Below are 25,506 nucleotides of genomic sequence, written 5' to 3'. Positions count from 1 at the left end.
AACAAAACATGGAAGGTGATGCAGACAGGCAGGAAAATTGTGAATGACCCCGTGTATGGTTTCATAACCATCAATGATCCGCTTGTTTTCAGGGTCATCAGCCACAGGTATTACCAGCGGTTAAGGCGCATCCAGCAGATGGCTTTCGCCCAGCTCGTATACCCGGGGGCAGTGCACACCCGCCTTCATCACTCACTTGGGGCTTATCATTTGATGGGAAATGCACTGGCCGAACTTCGCAGCAAAGGCGTAGAGATAACTGCTGAAGAAGAAACTGCTGCCAGGATCGCTATTCTTCTTCATGATGTGGGTCATGGTCCCTACTCTCACGCACTCGAACAAACGCTTATAGAAGGAATTCACCATGAGCAGCTTTCAGTCCTTATCATGGAAGCTTTGAATATTGAAATGGATGGAGCCCTTTCACTTGCCATTTGCATCTTCAGGGGTAATTACCATAAACCATTTCTTCAACAGCTAATATCGGGTCAGCTCGATGTGGACCGGATGGACTACCTTACCCGCGACAGTTTTTTCACCGGTGTTTCAGAGGGTGTGATTGGATATGACCGCATCCTCAAGATGCTGGCAGTACATGAAGGTGAGTTGGTGGTGGAGGAAAAAGCTATTTATACAATTGAGAAATTCCTGGTATCACGCCGGCTGATGTACTGGCAGGTTTACTTGCATAAGACGGTACTTTGCGCAGAGAAAATGCTGGTAAATATTATCCGTCGTGCGCGTTACCTCATCAATAACGGCACCGCTGTAACAGCTCCTTCGGATGTCCTGGATTTTTTCCTTCAAAAGAAGTCGACCCCCGACCTATGTGAACAACTTGACCGCTTTTGCCAATTGGATGATTTCGATGTTATGGGGGCTATTAAAAGCTGGACTAACCATCCCGACAAAGTTTTGGCTGCTCTATGCCGGATGATCGTGGACCGCAGATTGCTAAAGGTCCGCTTACAGGCCGATCCTGTTTCAGACTCGATAATTCATGAGAAACGCAATGCCATTGCTGCATATGCCGGTATTTCTGTAGAGGACGCTTCTTACCTTGTATTTAGCGGGGAAGCCAGCAATACAACCTATGACCCTTCTGAAGAAAGGATAAATATTCTTTTTAAAAAAGGTAATGTCAGGGATATTTCACAGGTAGATAATGCGCTCATTCAGCACAATTTATCCCGCCCTGTTAAAAAATATTACTTTTGTTTCCTTAATCCGGAAACGGCATCCGGTTTATTTGATAGCATGCCGCATTAAATTAATATTATATGCAATTCAGTGCCGCGCAGATCGCTGTCCTGATCAATGGAAGAGTTGAAGGAAATGCCGACACCCAGGTTGGGTCATTCGGTAAAATTGAAGAGGCAGCTGAAGGGCAACTTTCGTTTTTGGCCAATCCAAAATACGAAGACTATTTATATAGCACATCGGCTTCCATCATTATCGTGAATGAAAGTCTTCAATTACGCCAACCGGTAACTACCACACTTATTAGGGTATCAGATGCCTATTCTGCTTTCGCCACCCTTCTCTCCAAGTACCAGGAGATGAAGACCATGCAGTTGGTAGGCAGGCAGGAACCCTGCTATGTTTCCCCCTCCGCTTCAATTGGCGAAGGTGTTTTCATTGGTGCCTTTACCTATATCGGGGAGAATGTGACTATTGGCAACCAGGCGAAAATCTATCCCAACACATATATTGGAAATAATGTAAGCATTGGGGATCGCAGTATTATTCATCCAGGTGTAAAAATATATTTCGATTGTAAAATAGGCCACCAGGTTACGATTCATGCCGGAACAGTAATTGGTAGCGACGGTTTTGGTTTTGCTCCCCAGCCAGATGGCAGCTTCAAAAAAGTACCACAGATAGGTAATGTTGTAATTGAAGACCGTGTAGAGATCGGCGCCAATGCTACCATCGACCGGGCAACGATCGGTAGTACCATCATTCGATCAGGGGCGAAGCTGGATAATCTTTTACAGATTGCACATAATGTTGAAGTGGGAAACAATACCGTAATTGCCGCGCAGGTGGGAGTTAGCGGAAGTACAAAAATCGGCAAGAACGTCATGATAGGCGGGCAGGCAGGCATAGTTGGACATATATCAATAGCAGATGGTTCCAAAATCAATGGACAAAGTGGAGTAAGTAAGTCTATCAAGGAACCTAATACCTCAGTAACCGGTTCCCCTGCATATGACTATACAAGTGCCCTCCGTAGCCAGGCACTAAGCCGGAATCTTCCCGAAATGGAGAAAAGACTCAAAGAACTGGAACAAATGATAAAGCAGATTTTAGCTGAAAGAACAGCAATATAGAAGAGTTGGAAACAATAAATTATACAAGAACCACATCACAGCATGCAAGCAAATTTCAATCCCGATAAACAACATACGGTAGGCGCAGAAATCAGTATATCAGGAACCGGCCTCCATACCGGTGTAAAAGTGGATATGACTTTTCGTCCCGCAGCACCGGGCTTCGGGCTACAATTCCAACGTATTGATCTTCCGGGACAACCAATTATAAAAGCTGATTGTGACTTAGTTACAGACACTTCAAGAGGAACTACAATCGAAGACAATGGAACAAAAGTCAGTACCGTAGAGCATGTACTGGCAGCATTGGTAGGCATGGGCGTTGATAACTGCCTGATCGAAATTAACGGTCCTGAAACCCCCATTATGGATGGTAGCAGCCAGCCTTTCGTGGAACTCTTGCAGGAAGTTGGTGTGCAGGAACAACCCGCCGCCAAAGCATGGTACAGCATTGATGAGAATATTTATTTTTACGACGAGCAGAAAAGGGTGGAAATGGTGGCCATGCCTTCCATGGACTACCAGATCACCACGCTCATCGATTTTAATTCACCTGTATTGGGTACCCAGCATGCTGGCCTCAAGAATATGCGTGAGTTTGTAAAGGAAATTAGTCCCTGCCGCACTTTTGTATTTCTTCATGAACTGGAAATGTTGCTGGATAACAACCTTATTAAAGGAGGCGACATAAACAATGCAATTGTGGTGGTTGACAAACCAGTCACCGAACAGGAAATGCAAAGGCTTGCGAAATCATTTGGTCGCGATAAAATGGAGGTTAAACATGAAGGCTACCTGAATAACCTGACACTTCGCTTTCCCAATGAACCGGCACGCCATAAACTGCTTGATGTAGTGGGTGATCTTGCTTTGATCGGTTATCCTGTAAAGGCACGCATCATTGCAAATCGTCCCGGGCACAGCACCAATGTAGAGTTTGCCCGTAAAATCAAACAATACATAAAGAAGAACCGTCATCTGAAAGATGTTCCGGTTTATGACTGCACCCAGCCCCCTATCTTCACTGCACAGCAAATAGAACAGACTCTCCCCCATCGTTATCCTTTCCTGCTGGTTGATAAGATCATCGAGTTAACAGACAAGGTTATAGTGGGAGTAAAAAACGTAACGTTTAATGAGCCTTTTTTCCAGGGTCATTTTCCTAATAACCCCGTGATGCCGGGCGTTCTGCTCTGTGAGGCACTTGCCCAAACCGGAGGGATTCTGGCTATAAATTCTATGCCGGGTGGTCAATACGATACATATTTCCTAAAGATCGACAACTGTAAATTCAAGCAGAAAATCGTGCCTGGTGATACCATGCTGCTGAAAATGGAACTAACTGCTCCTATTCGCAGGGGTATCTGTGAAATGCGCGGAACGGTATATGTTGGTAACAAGCTTTGTGCTGAAGCCGATATGGTAGCACAAGTCGTCAAAAGGGATTAGTGGAAGGAGCCAAAAGCGATAAATACCTTATTTACCCTATTTTTGCACGTCAGATTAAAAATCTGACGTTTTTTTTAATATGATTCATCCTCATACTTATATACATCCGAATGCACGCCTCGCCACCAACGTCAAGGTAGATCCCTTTACCGTGATCCACCAGGATGTTGAAATTGGGGAAGGCACCTGGATTGGGAGCAACGTTACGATCATGGAAGGGGCACGTATTGGCAAAAATTGCCGCATCTTTCCTGGTGCGGTATTAGCTGCCACTCCCCAGGATCTTAAGTTCGAAGGTGAATATTCCAATATCGAGATCGGTGATGGAACCACCATCCGCGAATTTGTTACCATCAACCGGGGAACCAAAGACAGGGGAAAGACATCCGTAGGCAAGAATTGCCTTATTATGGCCTATAGCCACCTGGCTCATGATTGTATGGTTGGGAATAATGTTATCATGAGTAATAATGTGCAGATGGCAGGTCACGTAACTGTTGGCGATTGGGCAATTATTGGAGGTGTAAGCGCAGTGCACCAGTTTGTTTCCATTGGCCAACATGCATTTGTTAGCGGGGGATCACTTGTAAGTAAAGATGTTCCACCATATATAAAAGCCGCCCGCACTCCCCTATCTTATGCGGGAGTAAATTCAGTGGGCCTTAAGCGTCGTGGTTTCAATATTGACCGCATCAATCATATTCTTGATATCTACCGGATACTTTATAATAAGGGTATGAATACCTCCCAGGCCCTGGAATATATCGAAGAAGAGTTCAGCGCCACAGATGAGCGGGATGAGATCGTGACCTTTGTTCGGGAGAGTGGCCGTGGCATCATCAAGCGCTTCACCAAAGGCAGCAGTGATGACGATATCTCTATCTGAGGCAGGTAAACGCTTCAACCGTGAATGGATCTTCCGGGGACTCAGCCATCGTTTTGAATCCGGCAGGTCTTACGCTATCACCGGACCAAATGGCTCAGGAAAATCAACATTATTACAGGTTATCGCCGGTGCTGTTGCTCCCTCAGCGGGAACAGTTACCTATCGCTCATCATCCAAAGACATAGATGCCGAGCACGCCTATCTACACCTCTCAATTGCGGCCCCTTATCTCGAACTTATTGAAGAAATGACCGCAACCGAACTATTGTATTTCCATCATGGCTTCAAACCACTCCTTCCCACACATTCCATTTCCTCTGTGTTGGAAATTGTAGGACTTGAAACAGCGGCGCATAAACAAATAAGGTATTATTCCTCGGGCATGAAGCAACGCATCAAACTCGCCCAGGCAATCTTTTCACAAACACCGGTTTTGCTTCTTGATGAGCCCTGCACCAATCTAGATGCAAATGGCATTGCCCTTTATCAGCGATTGATCTCAGAATATTGTAAGAACAGGCTGGTAATAGTTAGCAGCAATGACCCACAGGAATATGGCTTTTGCGGGGAAGAAATAAAGATCAGCGATTATAAAAAGTAAGTACTAAAAGATACCCCTCTTCATCTTCTGCTGGCAATCAATAAATTCAAATCAGTATACTTTAAATTAAAACGCTGGCTCAAATGGAAATGAGTAAGTGCCCCTTTGAACAGATATATTCCGCTTCTGAGATGAACTTTATGCCAAATGAGGTTTTCTATCCCCCCTTCTTCCGAGGCTTCAAGTAAAAGCGGCATAAGAACATTACTGATGGCATGGGAGGCCGTTCTGGCAAAACCCGAAGGGATATTCGGAACACAATAATGAATTACTCCATACTTCATGAAGATGGGCTGTTCGTGGCTTGTAATCTCAGAAGTTTCAAAACATCCACCACTATCAATGCTAACGTCAATGATCACACTGCCCGGTCGCATATTGCTGACCATTTCTTCCGTTACCACCACCGGAGCTCTTCCACTATTGCTACGCAGCGTTCCAACAGCTACTTCGCATGTCTTTAGTTGTTTAGCCAGTATTTTAGGTTCCAGCACAGAGGTCCAGAGCCTGTGACCTATATTATCCTGTAATTGCTTGAGGCGATAGACACTATTGTCGAACACCTTTACTGATGCGCCAAGCGCCATAGCGGCCCGGGCAGCATACTCTCCCACAATTCCGGCACCAAGAATTATAACTTTGGTAGGTGGAATACCGGTTATGCCTCCCAATAAAACACCCTTACCGTGATTGGCAGATCCCAAGTACTGTCCCGCAATCAGCATAACAGCACTTCCTGCAATCTCACTCATACTCCGAACAATCGGGAATGTACCGTTCTCATCTTTAAGATTTTCAAAAGAGAGTGCGGTTATACGTTTCTCCATCATCTTCTCCAACAACTCTGCTTTCAGCAAGCCTATATGCATAGGGCTTATAATGATATGATTGGGCTGAAGATGACAAATATCCTCTTCAATTACAGGAGCACTTTTTACCAAAATCGGAGCCTTGTAAACTTCTGCCTTATCATAAACGATCCTGGCCCCTGCTTCACTATAATCCTTGTCGCGATAATGCGCAGCATCGCCTGCATTGTGCTCAATTACTACCTGGTGACCATTGCTGACAAGCACCCCCACTGCATCCGGGGTAAGGGCAACACGGTTTTCCTGGAAAGCGATTTCCTTTGGAATACCAATATGCAGTTGAGCCCCTCGGGGCTTAACATCAAGTGTTTCTTCCAGCGTTTCATAACTGAAAGATGGGCTGATAAAAGGTTTCTGCTGCGCCATGTAATGGTTAAAGGGATGGGAAATTACAAATTAAAACGTTAGCAACCGACTACCGTCTTCCTGCCGTTCCAGGAATATCTTCATTGTCTCCTGTGGCAAAAGGTGGGGTATTTTTTCTGGCCATTCAACAAAGCACCAGTTTCCGCTATAAAGGCAGTCTTCAACACCTGCATCAATAGCCTCCTGCTCATCACGAAGACGGTAGCAATCGATATGGTATACCGGACCAGCCGTGGTGCCATATTCATTGATGATTGAAAAGGTGGGGCTACCCACTGCATCTTTTACACCTAGGACATCACAGAATGCGTGAACAAGAGTAGTTTTTCCTGCTCCCATTGATCCCCGGAGGGCTATTGTTCTTTTAGAACCGGCTTCCGAAATAAGCTTCAAAACAATACCGGGCAATTCGCCTAACGAAAACTTCAAATGCATTAAACAAAGTTAATTATTGAGAAGCTGCAACAGGGTATCTTTTTTATTACGGTGATGTACAAGGTTGCCATGTTCTCTTCCGTAAATTTGCAGGTGCAATCATAAAGAATTTAAGATGAAAGAGATGGAATCGGTTAATTGGAAGGTAGAGGGGATGTCATGTGCAAACTGTGCATTAAGTGTTTCTAAGTACCTGGAGAAAGAGGGCATGAAGAATGTAAAAGTAAACCCGATTGATGGTGATGTGCATTTTGAGATTGTTGAACTAGATGAAGGTGTTGCCAAATCGCTTACCCGGGGCATTGAATCACTGGGCTATAAAGTTGTGGATGAAAAGCTTGCCACCAGTTCCGCTACTTCAAGGCCACCAATGAATAAATACCTGCGGTATCTTTTGATCTGCCTGCCGTTCACCATCGTACTTATGCTGCATATGATACCTGGGCTCCATATTCACGGGCTGATGAAGCCCTGGGTTCAATTTGCACTTTGTTTACCGGTATATATAGTCGGGATGTCTTTCTTCGGACGGAGTGCTATAAAGAGCCTGGCGAGCGGAAGTCCAAATATGAATGTTCTGATCGCAATTGGTGCCACAGCTGCATTTGTATACAGCCTTATCGGAACACTTATGGGCCAGGGAGATCAATACCTTTTCTATGAGACCTCAGCAAGCATCATCACCCTTGTTTTTCTTGGCAACTACATGGAAGATGTATCCATACAAAGTACCCAGCGCGAATTAAATAAACTTGCAAAAAGCCAGAAGGTGATGGCTAATATGATTGCGTTTGATGACAGGCACCAGGAAATTATTTTTCCGATAGAGAATACACAACTAAAGAGCGGCGACCTGATATTGGTTAAAAATGGTGAACAGGTACCGGCGGATGCAAAGATCCTTTGGGGACAGGCTAGTGTAAGTGAGGCCATCGTTACCGGAGAAAGTCTACCGGTTGAAAAAAAAGCGAAGGACAAGCTGATAGGGGGCAGCCTTATTATCGATGGAACTGTAAAAGCGCAGGTGATCTCGGCTGCAGATCAATCTGTACTGGCCAATATAATAAACCTTGTGAAGAAAGCACAGGGAGACAAGCCTCCTGTTCAGAAACTTGCGGATCGCATCAGTGCCATTTTTGTACCGGTTGTGCTGGTTATTTCACTATTTACATTTGTGGGTAATTATATTTATCTCGAGGATTTCACTTCTGCGCTCATGCGAAGTATTGCAGTTCTTGTTGTGGCCTGTCCATGCGCTATGGGATTGGCAACACCTGCGGCTATTGCTGTGGGACTAGGTCGCGCTGCGAAGAATGGAATATTATTCCGGAATGCTAAATCATTAGAGGCATTCCGGGAAATAAGACAGGTGGTTTTTGATAAAACAGGTACGCTCACAACTGGCAATTTTGAATTGGGAGGATTCCAGGCGATGGATATTGATGAAGCAGAATTTAAGCGGATAGCATATTCACTCGAACGGTATTCAAACCATCCCATTGCACAATGTGTAACAAAAGCCTTCAAGAGTTCCACTGAGATACGCTGGGCAAAAATTGAGGAAGTAAAAGGCAGAGGTATGCATGCATTCAGTAAGGACGGCGATGAATACTGGGCATCCTCGTATGCGCTTGCAAATGAACACACTGATGAAGATCATCATAATGTTTATATCATTCGGAATAACCAGCTTATCGGATGGATCGATGTAAAAGACGAGATAAGAGAAGAAGCACGTACTGTAATCAATTATCTGCACTCAAAGAATGTAAAAACAATTTTGCTAAGTGGAGACAGGCAAAGAAAATCTGAAGAACTGGGTAAGACGTTAGGCATAGATACCGTGATAGCGGAGCGAACACCAGAAGAAAAATTACAGATCATTGAAAATCTGAATGAAGAAACCCCAACAGCCATGATTGGTGATGGAATCAATGACGCACCCGCCCTTGCAAAGGCAACAATAGGAGTATCATTAAGCGATGCATCACAGGTTGCAATGCAAACCGCTGATGTGGTGTTGATGAATCACGGATTGAAAAATCTTCCGCTTGCACTTGGATTAGGCAAGCATACACTAATTACCATTAAACAAAATCTTGCATGGGCTTTTGCCTATAATATAATTGCCATTCCTATTGCTGCCTTTGGTTACCTGACCCCTACTTTCGGGGCATTGGTAATGGGACTCAGTGATGTTGTATTGGCTATCAATTCCGTGCGATTATTTGTGAAGCGTGTATATTAGGCAGACGAAAGGATTTGGACAGTATCCATACCATATTAAAAAACTACTGGGGTTATGAAAATTTCAGGCCTTTACAGGAAGACATTATCAGGTCGGTACTCAATGGGTATGATACATTAGCCCTTCTTCCAACAGGTAGTGGCAAGTCGGTTTGCTACCAGGTGCCCGCCTTAGAAATGCCAGGAATATGCCTGGTTGTAAGTCCTCTCATAGCATTGATGAAAGACCAGGTGGGACAGTTGCAAAATAAAGGCATAACCTCCCTTGCCATCCATACCGGGATGTCATATAAAGAGGTGATGAAGACCATGGATATGGCCAATAACAGTAGGCTAAAACTCCTGTATGTTTCCCCGGAAAGGCTGCAGACAAAATTGTTTCGCGAATTCCTTCCCTCACTTCCCATATCACTGCTGGCAATTGATGAAGCTCATTGCGTATCTCAATGGGGTTATGACTTCCGCCCCAGTTATCTGCAGATCGCAGCCATGCGGGAGTATCTGCCAAAGGTTCCCGTGCTGGCTTTAACAGCTTCCGCGACACCTTTAGTGCAGGAGGATATCGCAACCCAATTACAGCTGCGGGATCCGGTAATCATTAAAGGTTCCTTTGCCCGCGAAGCGCTTTCTTATAGCTGCTTTGAAGAAGATAATAAATTGAAGCGACTCGCAAATATCATTGAAAATGTTCCTGGCTGCGCTATTGTTTATTGCAAGAGCCGTAAAAGAACTGTTGATGTATGCAGGCATTTACAGGAAAAGGGAATTACAGCCACCTATTATCATGCGGGATTAGACCAGGAGGAACGTTCAGAACGTCAGCGATTATGGACTACCAACCAGGTGAGGGTGATGGTAAGCACGAATGCGTTTGGCATGGGCATCGACAAACCAGATGTCAGAACAGTGATACATTATGATGTACCTGATTGCCTGGAGAATTATTACCAGGAGGCAGGCAGGGCTGGCAGAGACCGCGAAAAGGCTTATGCTGTTCTACTATATAATCTCCGTGAACTGGAAGAGTTGGAAATGCAGCTGGAGAAAAAATATCCCTCGCCGGAAACTATTCGTAAAGTTTACCAGGCTGTTGCGAATTTTCTTCAGCTTCCAACGGGCACCGGAGAGGGAAACACATTTGATTTTGACCTCACCATGTTTTGCCACAATTTCCAATTTGACCGTAGCACTACCATAAATGCCCTGCAAACCCTCCAGGCTGAAGGCTATTGTGCGCTGAACGAATCTGTTTATACACCTCCGCGGGTACAGTTCATCTGTGACCGACAATGGCTCGAAGCATACGAAAACCAACATCCTGACAAGGAAATGTTGATCAAGGCATTGCTTCGAAATTATGAAGGGATATTTTCCTATCCGGCGATTATCAGTGAATCGTACCTCGCTAAAATTTTGCGCGTGGACAAGATCGTTATATGCAACCAGCTTGTGGAGTTACATCAATACGGCCTTATACATTATTACCCGCAGAAAGATCAGCCGCAATTGTTATTACTGGCAGAAAGGATGAAGGCAGAGTATGTAGTCATCAACAAGCAGGCACTAGATAAAAGAAAAGCACTGGCCACAGAAAGAATTTCATCCCTCAAAAAATATATCAGTGGTGATGGCTGCAGAAGCCTTTATATAGGAAATTATTTTGGTGATGAAACAATGAAAGAATGTGGTATTTGTGATAACTGTATTGCTAAGAAAAAGCTCACTATTCCAGCAGCAAGAGTGTGTAAGGATATGCTTAGTCTGTTAAGTACAAATGAGCATACCTATGAAAGCTTAAAGAAGAGTCTTCCCTATGCATGCGATGAAAAGAATATATGGGACTGTATCCGAATTCTTGAAAGTGAAGCCCTGATAAGAGTTGAAACCAGCGGCATGATCAGAAAGACCTGAGTATCTTCAATTATTGTTGTTCCGGTGTTGATCAAGCTCACCAGAGGCTCCGTTTCCTGGTGGTTTTACCTCCAAGCCCAAGTGCGCCGAGTAAAGTTCTGGTTATAACACTTGCAGCGGTACGCCCTACCTGACGGGCAGCGGAGCTATCGAGCATTTCTTCAAGAACTGATTTATCTTCTTTGGTACGACGGCCAGAGGTCTTAGCTTTTTCTGTTCTTGCAGCTTCTTTTTCAGCTGCCTCTTTTTCAGCAACACCAGCTGCTTCTTCAAGCTTTGCTGTAAGCATTTCATAAGCACTCTCACTATCTGTTGACTGGTTATACTTCTTTGCCAGCTTGCTGCTGTTTACAAGATTACCAATTTTCTCTTCAGAAAGAATATCCATGCGGCTCCTGGGTGAAATAAGAAGAACATGCACCAGGGGTGTCGGAATGCCTTTTTCATTTAACATGGTAACAAGTGCTTCTCCAATTCCGAGTTGAGTGAGCAATTCATCTGTCTTGTAGAATTCTGTTTCCGGATAATTCTCGGCAGCCTGTTTAATAACCTTGCGATCTGCCGCGGTAAAGGCACGAAGAGCGTGCTGGATCTTCAGGCCTAGTTGGCCAAGAACATCTTTAGGTACATCCATTGGATTCTGCGTACAGAAAAAAATCCCTATGCCTTTGGATCGGATGAGTTTAATGATCGTTTCTATCTGCTGCAGCAGGGCATCGCTGGCCTCCTCAAAAATGAGGTGGGCTTCGTCTATAAAGATTACAAGCTTTGGTTTGTCCAGATCACCTTCTTCGGGGCATGAACCATACAATTCTGCCAGAAGTTGCAGCATGAAGGTGGAGAATAATTTAGGCCTGTCCTGCAGGTCTGTCACCCTAAGCACAGAGACCACTCCCCTCCCATCATCAGAAATCCGCATGAGATCATCTACTTCAAAACTTTTCTCGCCAAAAAATGTATCAGCACCCTGTTGTTGTAATTCAACTACTTTCCGCAATATGGTACCTGTGCTTGTTGAAGATATCTTTCCATAATCCTTTTCCAGCTCTGCCTTTCCTTCGTTGCTGATATATTGAAGCACTTTGATGAAATCTTTAAGATCAAGTAGGGGCAATTGATTGTCATCACACCATTTGAAAATCATCGCTACGAAACCTGCCTGGGTATCATTAAGCCCAAGAATCTTACTTAAAAGGACCGGGCCAAACTCACTAACGGTAGCCCTTAAGCGTACGCCGGGTTCACCACTCAATGACAATAATTCAACGGGATAAGCAACTGGCTGGTAAATCATGCCCAGGTGCTTGTAGCGTTCCCTGATCTTATCATTTTCAGCTCCGGGGGCAGCAATACCGCTGAGGTCTCCTTTTATATCCATCAGTAACACAGGTACGCTGTTATCGCTTAATACTTCGGCCAAAACCTGCAGTGTTTTTGTTTTACCAGTGCCTGTAGCGCCTGCTATAAGGCCGTGACGGTTCATCGTCTTCAGGGGCAGCAATACCTCTGCATCTGAAACGGGAAGTCCATTTAACATCCCTATACCAATTTTCGCGGCCTCACCTTTGAATGAATATCCCTTTTTTATTGATTCAGTAAAAACTGCAATGTCAGCCATGATTGTTGAATTTAATTACCAAAATAATAAAATAATGGCAGTAAACCCCGGAGCACAATAATGGTCGTATTATTGTAAATCGGGTGAAATTCGAATTAAAGCCATTTAACAAAAGATTATCCCGCATAGGTTTAGCGGTAGAAATGATTTAATTTTATTTTATCACCCATAAAATAATTGCTATGGAAGAAAAGAAAGCGAAAATACTATTGTGCGAAGATGATCAGAACCTTGGACTGGTCTTGAAAAATTACCTTGAGCTGAATGATTTTGATATTGTGCTTGAAAGAGATGGCAGGTTAGGACTGGCCGCATTTCAGCGTGAAAAGTTTGACCTTTGCCTGCTGGATGTCATGATGCCAAATATGGATGGTTTTACACTGGCAGAAGAAATTCGCGATATTGATCCTGATATTCCATTATTCTTTTTGAGTGCCAAAACAATGAAAGAAGACATTATCCAGGGCTATAAGTTGGGTGCGGACGACTATATCACCAAACCATTTGACAGTGAAGTGCTGTTGATGAAGATCAAGGCCATACTTAAGCGCAATGAGGAGTTGAATAAGGAACAGGAGAACAGGGAGTTCGACCTTGGCAGCTTTCATTTCAATCCAAAGCTTCGTGAACTCAGCCATGGTGGCCAGATGCAGACGCTTTCACCGAAAGAGAATGAATTATTAAAAATGCTTGCGGAACATATGAATGATCTTCTTCCCCGCGAGCAGGCCTTAAAAAAGATCTGGGGTAGTGACACTTATTTTAATGGCCGTAGTATGGACGTTTACATCGCTAAACTTCGCAAATACCTGAAGGAGGATACAAATATTGAGATTGTGAATATACATGGAAATGGTTTCCGGCTTGTGGTTCCACAGGACGTTGAGTAAAAGTATTCTGAAGATTTTCAATAAAAAACACCAGCGTGCCTGGTGTTTTTTTATTCCTCAAACATTAAATAAGTTCGGTCCATCCCCGCCCCTACTTCCCTGCTTGCCAAGATGTTCGTAAGCCTTGAAAGTAGCTTCGCGTCCTCTCGGTGTTCTTTGCAGAAAACCTTCCTGAATCAGAAAGGGTTCATATACTTCCTCAAGAGTTCCTGCCTCCTCACCAACAGCAGTTGCAATGGTGGTAATACCCACGGGGCCACCCTTGAATTTCTCTATGATGGTTGAAAGGATCCGGTTATCCATCTCATCCAGTCCGTGTTCATCAACATTCAATGCTTTCAGCGCATGCCTTGTAATGCCGATATCTATCTGGCTGTCATTCAATACCATGGCAAAATCCCGAACCCTGCGCAACAATCCGTTTGCAATTCGGGGAGTTCCCCTTGATCTACCCGCAATTTCTTTAGCTGCATCAACTGTGATAGGTGCATTCAATAAACTGGCAGAGCGGAGAATGATCCCTTCCAGTGTTGAAGCAGTATAATATTCTAACCTTGATTTGATTGCAAACCTCGATAATAGTGGGGCGGTAAGTAACCCGCTACGTGTAGTGGCTCCGATGAGGGTAAAGGGATTCAGGTTTATCTGGATGCTGCGTGCATTTGGGCCGCTGTCGATCATGATATCAATCCGATAATCTTCCATAGCTGCATAGAGGTATTCTTCCACAACAGTGCTTAACCTATGAATCTCATCAATGAACAATACATCGTTGGGTTGCAGGTTGGTCAGGAGTCCGGCCAAATCAGCAGGCTTTTCAATCACGGGGCCGGAAGTTTCCCTGATATGCGCTCCCATCTCATTGGCAACTATACGAGAAAGGGTGGTTTTTCCTAGTCCGGGAGGCCCATGGAACAAAATATGATCCAATGCTTCCCCCCTTATCTTCGCTGCTTTAATGAATATTTTAAGGTTATCAATGATTTGGGATTGCCCGGCAAAATCAGCAATTTCTTTTGGCCTTAAACTATTCTCAAACTCCTTTTCAACAGGGTTGAGTTGCATGGGATCTTGATGGAGATTTGGATTGCTCATGTTCAAATCAATATTAATACAATAATTTTATTTGCATATACAAATGAAAATATTGTATTTTTGTAATGATGAAGACGACAGAAAGCAGGTTTAGCAAATGCATGTATTTTTCGAGTGGTGCCCTTGCAAGAAAAATGGAGAAACTCGCGATTGAAAGCTGGAAGAAAATCGGTCTTTCTCCAAGTCATGCATATTTACTACTGATGGTTCTGGAAGATCCGGGAATGCAACCAGGAGCCTTGGCAGATGAGTTACAACTAAGTCCCAGTACCATCACGCGCCTTATTGAAAAACTTGAAGAGAAAAAACTGGTTATCCGAACTACCGAAGGAAAACTCACCAATGTATATCCAACCCCCAGGGCAAAGGAATTATTACCCCAGATGAAACAGTGCCTTGCTGATTTTAATGAACGTTTTGGATCAGTACTTGGAAAGGAAGAAAGCACAAGACTGATACAGAATATTAACCGTATTACCGACAAATTATAATATATTTTTTATCTATTCATTTGTATATACAAACATAAAACCATGAAATATGTTATTCTGGGTGGCGCCGGCCACATATCGAACCCCCTGGCTCTTCAATTACTTGCAGATGGTCATCAAGTAACTGTAATCGGACGCAATGCTGAAAACCTGTCCACCCTTGTTAGCAAAGGTGTAAAAGCAGCAATCGGGTCAGTAAATGATAAGGATTTCCTGGTACAAACATTCAGGGGAGCTGATGCCGTTTATACGATGGTTCCACCCACCATGGAACCGGAAGATTGGAAGTCCTATTTTGCCGAAGTGGGCAGTAAATATGCGGCAGCAATCCGTGAAGCCGGGGTAAGCAATGTTGTAAATCTCAGCAGCATTGGGGCACATAATCGCGATGGATGCGGACCCGTTTCCGGATTATTCAGGGTAGAGGAAGCATTAAATTCGTTGGAGGGAGTAAATATCCTTCACCTTCGGCCTTCTTACTTCTATTACAATTTCCTTTCTTCCATTCCAATGGTGAAAGGCATGCAGATCATAGGAAGTAATTTTGGCCATGAAACATTTGGTCTTGCAATTTCTGACACAGCTGATATTGCAGCAGAAGCTGCGAGAGCACTCCTTGACCTTGATTTCAAAGGCCATTCGCACCGTTACATCTACAGTGATGAAAGAACAACAGCTGAAATAGCAGCAGTTATAGGGGATGCAATTGGAAATAAAAATCTTCCATGGATTGCGTTTACTGATGATCAAATGTTAGATGGGTTATTAGCAGCAGGACTTCCCCGGGAAATTGCAAGTAATTATACTGAAATGGGTGCGGCAATCCGTTCAGGAAAGCTACAGGAGGATTTCAAGCTAAACCGGCCTGCTAATGCCGGAAAGGTTAAACTGGAAGATTTTGCCCGACAGTTCAAAGAAGCTTATGAAGCCTTATGATTTGAAATATAACCTGGTTCACAAAAAAGCCGTCTCTTCCGGAGACGGCTTAGTTTTTGTTTCAAGGTTTTTCATCTATTTTTCTCTGAGTTGTACAGAAATTCTTCTATCTGCCCTTCTTTCTTCATCAGTGGCATCTTCTGCGATTTTTGCGAGTTCTTCACCGTATCCTTCTGCCCCTTCCAACTGAGCAGCGTTAGCACCGCCTGCCTTTATTGCAGCAAGTACGGCATCTGCCCTCTCCTGGCTCAGCTTCTTATTGGCAGCATCGTCTCCAGTTTTATCAGTATATCCCCCGATCTTGATCTTTGCTTTGGGGTAAGCTTTCAGAATGGCAACAATATTATTTACCTGTGCCTGGCTTTCAGCTGTGAGCCTTGCGCTTCCCACTTCAAAATTTATATTGTCAAAATCAAACCACCGGTCTTTTCCCGCTGTGCAGGCTGCATCGTTCAGGCAGTTAACTAATTTATCTTCTATTCCTCCCCGGTATGCGTCTATCTCCGTATTATCTGCAAGTTTAACTTTTAAACTTTCGCGGGCTGGTGTAACAGGCGTTACTATAGTGGCTGTGGTATCGGGCACAGCAACAGGTGTTTCAGTTCTGACCTCCTCTTTATCAGCTCCATTACAACCTTTCATAAGATAAAGTAAAAGTGCAACGGCTGCGAGGCCTAGTAACAAAGGCATAAGCCATGAGCCTGATTTTTTTTCAGCATGAACAGTTTCCGTATGGGTATGCGTTGGGGCATGAGGCGCAGCATGCCTTTCGGTTTCACGTCCCCCAAATAAACCTGACAAATTTAATCCCCCGGGCAAGGCATTTTGAAAACTGCTTTTCTGACTGCTGAGCAGCGATAACAATCCTGAACCGGATATTCCATTATCACCGGCATGTTTTCCCAGCACCCCCAAAACCAGCGGAACGATCGAACCGAGAAGGGAAGCAGCGGAAGATCCCTTGATACCCGCAAATTGAGCGATCGCATTGGCGATTCCGCCAACTTTATCACCAAGTACAGCCGAAAGTAGTCCAGGTGATGATTCTGGTATACCTCCGCCGGCACTACTGAATGTATCGCCGAGGTTATTAAGGATTCCCGTGTTAAGAGCACGCTTGGCAAGGTCCATAATGGAGTCACCACCATCTATTTCTGCCTTACTGGTGATTCCTAAAAGTGTTGTGGGAATAAGACCCGATAGGGCTCTTTCAATAGAAGAATCTGATTCACCAAGATAAGAGGCTGCTTTGCCAACTGTGTGGGGCGTTAGAAATCCCTTAACCGCCTCAAGAATGTTAAATGCCATGGCTTCCAGTTTAATGATTGATTAATGAATAAATGCATAAACGATCAGGGGTTAACCAGGCCAGGTCTTTGACAGGATGCTACACAAATTATCGAAATTTTCAATTGTATGTATAGAGAAAAAAGAATATTTCATTACGGTTTTGCCTGACCGAATACCAGTAACCTGTTCAGTTGTAAAACAAGATCTGGATCTGGACAGTTCAACAACCATGCCTCCCGCTCTGAATATCGGCATACGCCGGGGTAATCGCCTACATGCATACCGATATCCTCAATGATCTGAAAATGCAGGTGTGGAGGCCATTCACCGTTTTCAGCAGGGTTGCCGAAATGCGCAACTACCTGGCCCCGGTTGATGTATTGTCCTGCTGTTAATTGCTGAATATCAGAAAGGGAAACATGCCCATATAGTGTATAAAACGGAAGAGCCTCCAGCTGGTGGAGTAAAACTACCGTGGCTCCATAATTACCCAATCCCTCGTTGTATCCGATACTATGTACCATACCCCCAAGGAAGGCATGAACAGGTGTTCCCTCCGCTCCCCAGATATCTGTTCCCAGGTGAAGTTGACGAGGTTCATCTCCTTCCGTAAATAGCTTGCTCCGGCTGTACATATGCCGCAACTCATTATAACCGCCTATCAGGAATGCAGCTTCCCGCTTATTGCGGAGATCTTCCATAAAACGGCAGAACGTTTCTGTATCATCTGTTATATCCTCAGGCAGATCTCCACCACTTCGAAGATCAACAGGCGCTATTGCTTGCCTTTTTGGATCAAAGGTTATTATCTGATGATACTCATGCTGATGGCGTTTCAACAATGCAGAAAGTGCTGTTACCATATCGGCAAAGATAACGCAACGGTTTGCTGTGGACATTTAAATAGAACTAAGATGCCCATAATAATCTAAAGCCTCGATGGAATACTTAAATTTAATTACCAACGCAACGATTGCTTATGACCATTCCAAAACCCCGTCTATCCTTCTGGCAGATAATCAATATGAATGTGGGATTCTTCGGAATCCAATACAGTTTCGGGCTGCAACAGACTGCCATTAATCCCCTATACACATTTCTTGATGCCCGACCCGAAGAGCTTCCTATTCTCAATCTTGCCGGGCCCATGACCGGATTGCTGATTCAACCTATCATCGGTGCTTTGAGCGACCGCACCTGGCATCCACGGTGGGGAAGGCGAAAGCCATATTTCCTGATTGGCGCCATCTTTTGCAGTCTTTGTCTTTTTGCGTTCCCCTTCAGCAGGGCTCTCTGGATGGCGGCGGGATTACTCTGGGTGCTGGACGCAGCCAACAATACTGCCATGGAACCATACCGGGCTTTCATTGCCGATAAACTTGATACCAAACAGCAACCCATGGGGTTTCTGACCCAAAGCTTCTTTACAGGACTCGGTATTACCCTGGCAAATTTATCGCTGGGCTTTTTCCGTGAATTGATTGATGGCAAATCAGCAGCCGGCATACCTTACTGGGTGTATGGCTCTTTTTTTGTGGGTGGAATAGCATCCATCCTTTCCGTGCTATGGTCAGTTATAAAAACACCCGAGATTCCACCCACCGCAGAAGAACTGCAGGAATTAAAGGCCAGAAAATCGGGTGTGCTTGAACCAATGAAAGAGATCATCCATGCTATTCGTGATATGCCTCCGGTAATGTGGCAACTTGCACTCATATATCTGTTCCAATGGTATGCGATGTTCTGCTATTGGCAATTCGTTTCCTTAAGTATTGCCAAATCAGTTTTCAATACCAGCGCAACGGGTGAATTATATGAAGAGGCTGTGGTACTAGCCGGAAAAGTAAACGGGTTCTATAATATCATCACATTTATTTCTGCATTTGGACTTGTATGGCTGGCTAACCGATTCAGTGCTAAACTCGTTCATATTCTATGTTTGCTGATGGCAGGGATAGCATTACTTGTATTCCCTCATATTACCGATAAGGACCTGTTATACGCACCTATGGTGGGTTTCGGCATCGCCTGGGCCAGTATGATGGGAGTACCCTATATTATGGTAGTTAGCAGTATACCAAAAGAACGATATGGTGTTTACATGGGCATTATCAATATGATGATTGTAATTCCTATGATCCTTCAAACGTTATCTTTTGGCTGGGTGTATAAAACCTTCCTGGGCAGCGATCCGGGTAAGGCAATAAGTTTTGCAGGTACTTTGCTACTGCTTGCCGCATTGGCCACAATTCGAATCAAGCCAAAAAATGTAGCGGGGGAAAAGATCATTCCCGCAGGAGGCGCACATTAAAGATAAATATGAACAACAGCGCATATAACTTATCGTTAGACCTTCTCCGGATGGCATCAACGCCATTCGGATTTGTAGCAAGCGTTCAGGAACACGATAATTATCGCCGGATCTGGACCCGTGATGGTACTATCAACAGCCTTGCTGCATTGCTCAGCGAAGATGCCGGTTTGATAGAAACGGCGAAGGCAACAATTGAAACGATATTTCTACATCAGCATCCGCATGGATTCATGCCATCTAATGTTACCCCTTCGGGCGGAGTGAGTTATGGAGGAACGGTAGGCAGGGCTGATAATCCCAGTTGGGCTGTAATCGGTCTCTGCCAATATTGCCTCCTGAAGAATGATTTCAACCTCGCCATTCGATTCAGGAGGGAGGTTGAAAAATGTTTTTCGGTCATGGATGCCTGGGAGTACAACGGGAAACACTTAATGTATGTTCCGCAAAGCGGCGACTGGGCCGATGAATATATCCAGCATGGTTATGTGCTTTTTAACCAATTGTTACGAATATGGGCATTAAGATCGGCTGCAAAAGTTTTCAATATGCCTTCCTGGCAACTAAAAGCAGATCAGATAACAGAAGTAGTACAAAACAACTTCTGGAATAATCAGCATTCTACTTCGCTTTACGCTCCTAACCTGGAGCATCAGTTAGAGCATGCGCCAATGGATTTCTGGTTCCTGGGCTTTAACCCTTCAAGAATTTATGCACAGTTTGACCTGCAGGCTAATCTGCTGATTTTATTATTAGGCATTGGTAACAAGGAACAGGATAATACATTAATAAGCCTGTTGAAAGGTTTCTATTCAAAGCACGGTAATATGCTTCCCTCCTTTTATCCAACCATAACAGAGGGCGATCCCGATATGAAGGAATTGGAAAACAATTATGCCTATAGCTTTCGGAATCTGCCGGGTGAATTCCATAATGGTGGCTTATGGGCTGTGTGGAATGGATGGCTGGCTGCCGCCTTGTGTATTATGGAGGAGGAGGATCTTGCTAAAAGCGTGACAGAAAAAATAGCGCTCGCCAATAGTCTTCACAATAATGAATTTAATGAATGCATACATGGGCAAACAGGCCAACCAATTGGTGTACCCCAATGTACGTGGAGTGCTGGTGGATATATTTTGGCAACTAATTACCTGGCAGGCAAAAGATTGATCATGCAGTCTTCCTGAAAACCAAGAAATAAATCGATATGCAAAGCAGCTTTGTATTGGCCATCGGTGAAGCATTGATAGATGCAGTTTCAACTGAATTTGTTGATGATCTCTCTGCTGCCCGACAGTTGGAAATTAAGCCAGGTGGTAGTCCGGCAAACTTCTGCCGATTTCTCCAACGGCTAGGAACACCTGCTAAACTGGTTGCAGCTATTGGCGAAGATGGGTTCTCAACGATCATATTGGATGACATGCAGTCAAAGGGCATTGACACCAAATATATACAGGTGATGAAAGAGCGTGCAACTACGCTTATTGTAGTAGGAAAGAGCAAAGGCACACCAGATTTCAGTGCCTACCGTGATGCTGATATGCATATTGGCATGGTTGATGATCAACTTATAAATGATTGCAGCATAATTCACAGCACGGCATTTGCACTTAGCAAATTGCCAGCACGCGAAAATATTCTCAGGGCCATGCATAAGGCCAAAGGAATGGGTAAGATGACCAGTATAGACTGGAACTATGCTGAAAAGATATGGGGTAAGCATAACAATGCCAACACCGTTTTTCAGCAACTTACAGAACTGCTTCCACTTCTAAAATTCAGCCTCGATGACGCTTCCCGTTTTACGGGCCGAGACCTGGATGCCAAATCTGCGATGGAATGGTTGAGTCAGTTCAACACAAGCGTTACCTGCCTCACTTGCGGCGCGGATGGTGTTTGGTTCAGGAACCAAAATATGGATTGGCAGCATGCTTCTGCCCCTCCTGTTGAGGTCAGGGATAGTACAGGAGCGGGAGATTCTTTCTGGGCAGGATTCATCCATGCCTATTTGAAGAATGCCTCCATTAATGAATGTATCAATAATGCAATTTCAACAGCCGCGAAACGACTTCAGGGCCAGTTATAATGATCAATCTGCAAAATGAGAATAATAAAATACCTGGTAGCATTTTTTAGCACCTTCGTGCTAGCCTTTCCAGTTTATTCGTTGGAGAAGATTGTGATCCATTCGAAAAATGCCAGTATACAACTTGTACTTCAAAACGATGGCGAAGGCAACTTCCATTATACTATCAATTATATGGGAGAAGAAATAATCGCCCCTTCACATATAGGATTCAGGCTTAATAAACCCGCTGTTTCACTTCAAAAATTTGACAGGTTGAGTATAGATACATCTTCAACAGAAGATAGCTGGGAAACTGTTTGGGGAGAGGAAAAAGTTGTTCGCAATAGTTATAAAGCAATAAAATATTCTATGCGTGATCGCCTTGGATCAGGCATACTGGTTAATCTTTATTTCAGGGTGTATAATGATGGGGTGGCTTTTAGATATGAATTTCCCGAGCAGCAGGCGTTTGCTCACTTTATAGTGGGGGATGAAAACACTACATTCAAAATGAATGGTAATCATACCGCATTCTGGATACCCGGTGACTATGACAGCAATGAATACCAGTATAATAAAACCAGGCTGGAAGATATTAATGCTTATACCGCCTCAGCAAAGGAACAAGATATTGCACTTAAAACTGTATATGACAGCAATGCCGTACAAACCCCACTCCTCTTAAAAACTGATGCAGGTGTATATATAAACATTCATGAAGCAGCTCTGATCAATTATCCGGTAATGCAGCTTCTACTAAACAAAACAGATCATTCACTTATTACACACCTGGTGCCTGATGCTGTTGGTAATAAAGCCTATCTCAAGACCCCTTTCCGTACCCCATGGCGCACTATAATCATCACCGGCAAAGCCACAGAGATGCTTTCATCCAGAATGATCATCAACTGCAATGAACCCTCTGTAATTAAAGACCCGTCCTGGATAAAACCTCAGAAATTTATGGGTATGTGGTGGGAGATGCATATTGGGAAAGCCAACTGGCAAAAGGCAGATGGAAAGCATGGAGCCAATACAGAAAATGTAAAAACCTATATCGACTTCGCATCGAAAAACGGATTTGATGGTGTGCTGGTGGAAGGCTGGAACGAAGGTTGGGAAGATTGGTTTGGAAATTGGAAGGAGAATGTCTTTGATTTTATAACTCCATACCCCGATTATGACATTAAAAGTTTAAGTGAATATGCGGCAGCAAAGGGAGTTAAATTGATAATGCACCACGAAACATCTGGTTCTGTAACCAATTATGAGCGTCATATGGATACAGCGTTCAGGTATATGCTCGCCCATGGTATCAATACCGTTAAAACAGGGTATGTTGGAAGAATCATCCCAAGAGGTGAATACCATGATGGACAGTGGATGGTGAATCATTTTCAAAGGGTTGCTGAAAAGGCAGCCCGTTATAAAATAATGATCGAAGCCCATGAATCTGTACGTCCAACTGGCCTTCACCGCACTTATCCAAACTGGCTGTCAAATGAGGCTGCAAGGGGAAATGAATTCAATAATGCACCAACGCTGGGGCTACATCCGGAGCATGAAACTATTCTGCCATTTACTAGGATGATGGGTGGACCAATGGATTACACGCCAGGTTTTTTCAGGTTCAGGCTTAATCAATATGATTCTTCCCGAACCACAAGGGTTCGAACCACACTCGCCAAACAATTGGCCAATTTTGTAATTATATACAGCCCTCTCCAGATGGCTGGCGACCTCCCAGAGAATTATGCATTATATCCTGATGCATTCCAATTTATCCGGGATGTTGCTGTAGACTGGGATGAAACTAAAATATTATCTGCTGAACCGGGTGATTATATAGTGATGGCGAGAAAAGCAAGGAATAAAGAGGAATGGTTTGCTGCAGCAGTTACGGATGAAAACAACCGGTCAGTTTCATTTAATTTTAAATTCCTGGAGCCCGGTATCAGGTATGAAGCAACGATCTACCGCGATGGTGAAGACGCCCATTGGGAAACAAACCCAACATCATACCGGATTGAAAAAAAGAAAATAACCAGCAAATCAGTATTGCCTGTTAAACTGGCTAAAGGAGGTGGTGCAGCCATACATATACGTCGCCTGTAATAATTATTCTTTAAGCCATTCCTTCATAGCAAGATAAACTCCGTTGGTCCAACCAAAGCCGTCCTGTGCTTTATATTCGCCTCCTCCAGCGGGCTTAGATAGATCTGCAACATTGTATTTCTCCATTAACTTTCCGGTTTCCTTATACACTTTTTCATTAAGCTGAAGCCATCTGTTCGCGATCTCTTTTGCAAGGCCAATTTGTCCACTGCGGGCCAAACCAGTTACAGCCATCCATTGCAGGGGAGCCCATCCATTAGGAGCATCCCATTGCTGGCCCGTATTGAATTCGCTGCATTGCAATCCACCCGGTTGCAACAGCTTTTTTTGAACCACCTCTGCAGCTTGTCTTGCCACTACACTAAGGTAGCCCTGGCGTTGCGGGAAAAAACAGAATGGGTAAAGTCCTGCAGGAGTAATAGTATTGGTCATCTTTTGCTTCCTGAAATTGTAATCAGTGTAAAATTTCATTTCATTGTTCCAGCAATACTGATCAATTGCCTGTCTTCTCTTCTCTGCATTGGATTCAAACATTGCAACCCCCTTCTCATTCTTTGAAATAAGCATAGCCCTTGCTATGACCTGTTCAGTTTTGTAAAGCAGACTGTTCAGATCAACCGGAATAATATCTGTTGTTTCAATGGTGCTTATATTTTTATTATCGGCAAACCACCTGCTGCTGTAATCCCATCCACTTGCAGCCCCTGCACGTAAATGACGGTATACATTCGGTTTATTCCGTTTTGACGAGATGGCTGTTTCAAGATCTTCCCTGTAACTTTCCTGGCGGGGGATAGATTTTTCATCCCAATACCTGTTCATTATGGTGCCGTCCTTCAATTTAACGACAGTTCCTGATGCATTGCCGGGTTCTAGTTTATCAGCCCCTTCCATCCAGTATTGATATTCTTTTTCTAGCTGGGGAAGATAAGTTACCATTACCTGGTCTCCCTTTACAGATGCGAGTAGTTCAACCATCATGGAGAAGAAGGGTGGTTGTGATCTGCTCAGATAATAAGAGCGATTACCATTTGGAATATGTCCGTAGGTATCAATAAGCCAGGCGAAGTTTTTTACCATACTTTCTATCATTTCATTTTCGCCACTCTCTTTAAGACCGAGCATGGTAAAATATGAATCCCAGTAATAGATCTCCCTAAAGCGACCGCCGGGTACGATATAGGCATGGGGTAATGGTAGAAGTGATGAACCTTTCACGGGTTGGTCGGGCTCCCTTCTCAAAACTTTCCAGAGACTTTTGATATGGGTACTGATATCTTCATTTGGGTCGCTTTTATAATTTCCTGCAGGATTTACAGGCAGATCAAAATTTTCTTTTACAAATAAATCCAGGGCAAATTTTATGGCGGGATTACGTTTTGCTGCAAGATAATCTTTGACAATCTCAGCGGGATCGCGACGCGGCACACAATCAACGAAAGTTTTGCCATCGGGAAAAATTCGCGCTTCCTGCACATCATTAAACAGTTCCCCATAAACTCTATCGGGAGTAGGTGGAATTGTATCCTGGCCCAATGATTCAAGATTAGCCATGATCACAAAACTCAATAGAAATTTCCGTACCATAGAAGATG

Annotated in this window: 21 protein-coding genes; 14 read left to right on the top strand and 7 right to left on the bottom strand. The window is 44.0% G+C overall.

Annotation, left to right across the window (positions count from 1 at the left end; translation table 11 throughout):
* The first annotated feature begins 18 nt into the window (after nt 1–18).
* From HY58_RS02625 to HY58_RS02605, 5 genes are all read left to right on the top strand, one after another.
* Nucleotides 19–1,269, top strand: coding sequence for an HD domain-containing protein (locus HY58_RS02625; RefSeq protein WP_052323787.1), 1,251 nt, complete (start codon nt 19–21; stop codon nt 1,267–1,269).
* A gap of 11 nt (nt 1,270–1,280) precedes the next feature.
* Nucleotides 1,281–2,333: a UDP-3-O-(3-hydroxymyristoyl)glucosamine N-acyltransferase gene (lpxD, locus tag HY58_RS02620; protein WP_039127185.1), complete on the top strand. Its 1,053-nt coding sequence runs from the start codon at nt 1,281–1,283 to the stop codon at nt 2,331–2,333.
* A 42-nt stretch (nt 2,334–2,375) separates the two neighbouring features.
* Nucleotides 2,376–3,782 (top strand): bifunctional UDP-3-O-[3-hydroxymyristoyl] N-acetylglucosamine deacetylase/3-hydroxyacyl-ACP dehydratase, encoded by a 1,407-nt coding sequence (locus HY58_RS02615; protein ID WP_039127182.1) that lies wholly within the window; start codon nt 2,376–2,378, stop codon nt 3,780–3,782.
* Nucleotides 3,783–3,861: 79 nt separating this feature from the next.
* On the top strand, nt 3,862–4,668 hold the full coding sequence (lpxA, locus tag HY58_RS02610) for an acyl-ACP--UDP-N-acetylglucosamine O-acyltransferase (RefSeq protein ID WP_039127179.1): 807 nt from the start codon (nt 3,862–3,864) through the stop codon (nt 4,666–4,668).
* Nucleotides 4,649–5,269, top strand: coding sequence for an ABC transporter ATP-binding protein (locus tag HY58_RS02605; protein WP_039127176.1), 621 nt, complete (start codon nt 4,649–4,651; stop codon nt 5,267–5,269). The genes lpxA and HY58_RS02605 overlap by 20 nt, the downstream gene beginning before the upstream one ends.
* A 20-nt stretch (nt 5,270–5,289) precedes the next feature.
* On the opposite strand, the gene HY58_RS02600 is transcribed toward HY58_RS02605, so the two are convergent.
* Together HY58_RS02600 and tsaE are read right to left on the bottom strand one after the other, a co-directional pair.
* Nucleotides 5,290–6,504 (bottom strand): alanine dehydrogenase, encoded by a 1,215-nt coding sequence (locus tag HY58_RS02600; protein ID WP_039127173.1) that lies wholly within the window; start codon nt 6,502–6,504, stop codon nt 5,290–5,292.
* Between the two features lie 30 nt (nt 6,505–6,534).
* Nucleotides 6,535–6,939, bottom strand: coding sequence for a tRNA (adenosine(37)-N6)-threonylcarbamoyltransferase complex ATPase subunit type 1 TsaE (gene tsaE / locus HY58_RS02595; RefSeq protein WP_039127170.1), 405 nt, complete (start codon nt 6,937–6,939; stop codon nt 6,535–6,537).
* A gap of 115 nt (nt 6,940–7,054) precedes the next feature.
* Here tsaE and HY58_RS02590 point away from each other — a divergent pair, with 115 nt between their 5' ends.
* The gene (locus HY58_RS02590; protein WP_253271487.1) at nt 7,055–9,187 is read left to right on the top strand and encodes a cation-translocating P-type ATPase; all 2,133 of its coding nucleotides are present in this window, start codon (nt 7,055–7,057) and stop codon (nt 9,185–9,187) included.
* A gap of 14 nt (nt 9,188–9,201) precedes the next feature.
* Entirely contained in the window at nt 9,202–11,097 is a 1,896-nt protein-coding gene (locus HY58_RS02585) for an ATP-dependent DNA helicase RecQ (protein ID WP_039127167.1), read from the top strand.
* Nucleotides 11,098–11,134: 37 nt separating this feature from the next.
* Here the strand turns inward: HY58_RS02585 and HY58_RS02580 are convergent, their stop codons facing one another.
* Complete coding sequence (locus HY58_RS02580) at nt 11,135–12,715, bottom strand: helicase HerA-like domain-containing protein (protein WP_039127164.1); 1,581 nt, start codon at nt 12,713–12,715, stop codon at nt 11,135–11,137.
* Between the two features lie 182 nt (nt 12,716–12,897).
* Here HY58_RS02580 and HY58_RS02575 point away from each other — a divergent pair, with 182 nt between their 5' ends.
* Entirely contained in the window at nt 12,898–13,605 is a 708-nt protein-coding gene (locus HY58_RS02575; protein WP_039127160.1) for a response regulator transcription factor, read from the top strand.
* A 57-nt stretch (nt 13,606–13,662) separates the two neighbouring features.
* Here HY58_RS02575 and ruvB read toward each other — a convergent pair whose 3' ends face one another.
* The gene (gene ruvB / locus HY58_RS02570; protein ID WP_052323786.1) at nt 13,663–14,700 is read right to left on the bottom strand and encodes a Holliday junction branch migration DNA helicase RuvB; all 1,038 of its coding nucleotides are present in this window, start codon (nt 14,698–14,700) and stop codon (nt 13,663–13,665) included.
* A gap of 65 nt (nt 14,701–14,765) precedes the next feature.
* Here ruvB and HY58_RS02565 point away from each other — a divergent pair, with 65 nt between their 5' ends.
* Entirely contained in the window at nt 14,766–15,191 is a 426-nt protein-coding gene (locus tag HY58_RS02565; protein ID WP_039127156.1) for a MarR family winged helix-turn-helix transcriptional regulator, read from the top strand.
* A 42-nt stretch (nt 15,192–15,233) separates the two neighbouring features.
* Nucleotides 15,234–16,127, top strand: a complete 894-nt coding sequence (locus HY58_RS02560; RefSeq protein WP_039127152.1) for an NmrA family NAD(P)-binding protein — start codon at nt 15,234–15,236, stop codon at nt 16,125–16,127.
* 75 nt (nt 16,128–16,202) lie between these two features.
* Here HY58_RS02560 and HY58_RS02555 read toward each other — a convergent pair whose 3' ends face one another.
* Together HY58_RS02555 and HY58_RS02550 are read right to left on the bottom strand one after the other, a co-directional pair.
* A complete protein-coding gene (locus HY58_RS02555; protein ID WP_039127147.1) occupies nt 16,203–17,435 on the bottom strand; it encodes an OmpA family protein in 1,233 nt (410 codons plus the stop codon).
* A gap of 134 nt (nt 17,436–17,569) precedes the next feature.
* Complete coding sequence (locus tag HY58_RS02550; RefSeq protein ID WP_253271486.1) at nt 17,570–18,316, bottom strand: peptidoglycan DD-metalloendopeptidase family protein; 747 nt, start codon at nt 18,314–18,316, stop codon at nt 17,570–17,572.
* A gap of 80 nt (nt 18,317–18,396) precedes the next feature.
* On the opposite strand from HY58_RS02550, the gene HY58_RS02545 reads away from it, so the two are divergent.
* From HY58_RS02545 to HY58_RS02530, 4 genes are read left to right on the top strand one after another with little or no spacing between them, the layout of a single operon-like run.
* Nucleotides 18,397–19,728, top strand: a complete 1,332-nt coding sequence (locus HY58_RS02545; RefSeq protein ID WP_039127143.1) for an MFS transporter — start codon at nt 18,397–18,399, stop codon at nt 19,726–19,728.
* 8 nt (nt 19,729–19,736) lie between these two features.
* Nucleotides 19,737–20,915, top strand: coding sequence for a glycoside hydrolase 100 family protein (locus tag HY58_RS02540; protein ID WP_072037562.1), 1,179 nt, complete (start codon nt 19,737–19,739; stop codon nt 20,913–20,915).
* A gap of 20 nt (nt 20,916–20,935) precedes the next feature.
* Nucleotides 20,936–21,814, top strand: a complete 879-nt coding sequence (locus tag HY58_RS02535) for a carbohydrate kinase family protein (RefSeq protein WP_039127139.1) — start codon at nt 20,936–20,938, stop codon at nt 21,812–21,814.
* Nucleotides 21,815–21,829: 15 nt separating this feature from the next.
* Nucleotides 21,830–23,911, top strand: a complete 2,082-nt coding sequence (locus HY58_RS02530) for a glycoside hydrolase family 97 protein (RefSeq protein WP_039127136.1) — start codon at nt 21,830–21,832, stop codon at nt 23,909–23,911.
* A 3-nt stretch (nt 23,912–23,914) separates the two neighbouring features.
* On the opposite strand, the gene treF is transcribed toward HY58_RS02530, so the two are convergent.
* Nucleotides 23,915–25,498 (bottom strand): alpha,alpha-trehalase TreF, encoded by a 1,584-nt coding sequence (gene treF / locus HY58_RS02525; RefSeq protein WP_039127133.1) that lies wholly within the window; start codon nt 25,496–25,498, stop codon nt 23,915–23,917.
* Nucleotides 25,499–25,506: the final 8 nt, after the last annotated feature.

Origin of the sequence: Flavihumibacter sp. ZG627 (genome assembly GCF_000814325.1) — a bacterium.
Lineage (GTDB): Bacteria > Bacteroidota > Bacteroidia > Chitinophagales > Chitinophagaceae > Flavihumibacter.
The sequence above is the reverse complement of the archived record's forward strand: the minus strand, read 5'-3'. Positions and strand labels throughout refer to the sequence as shown.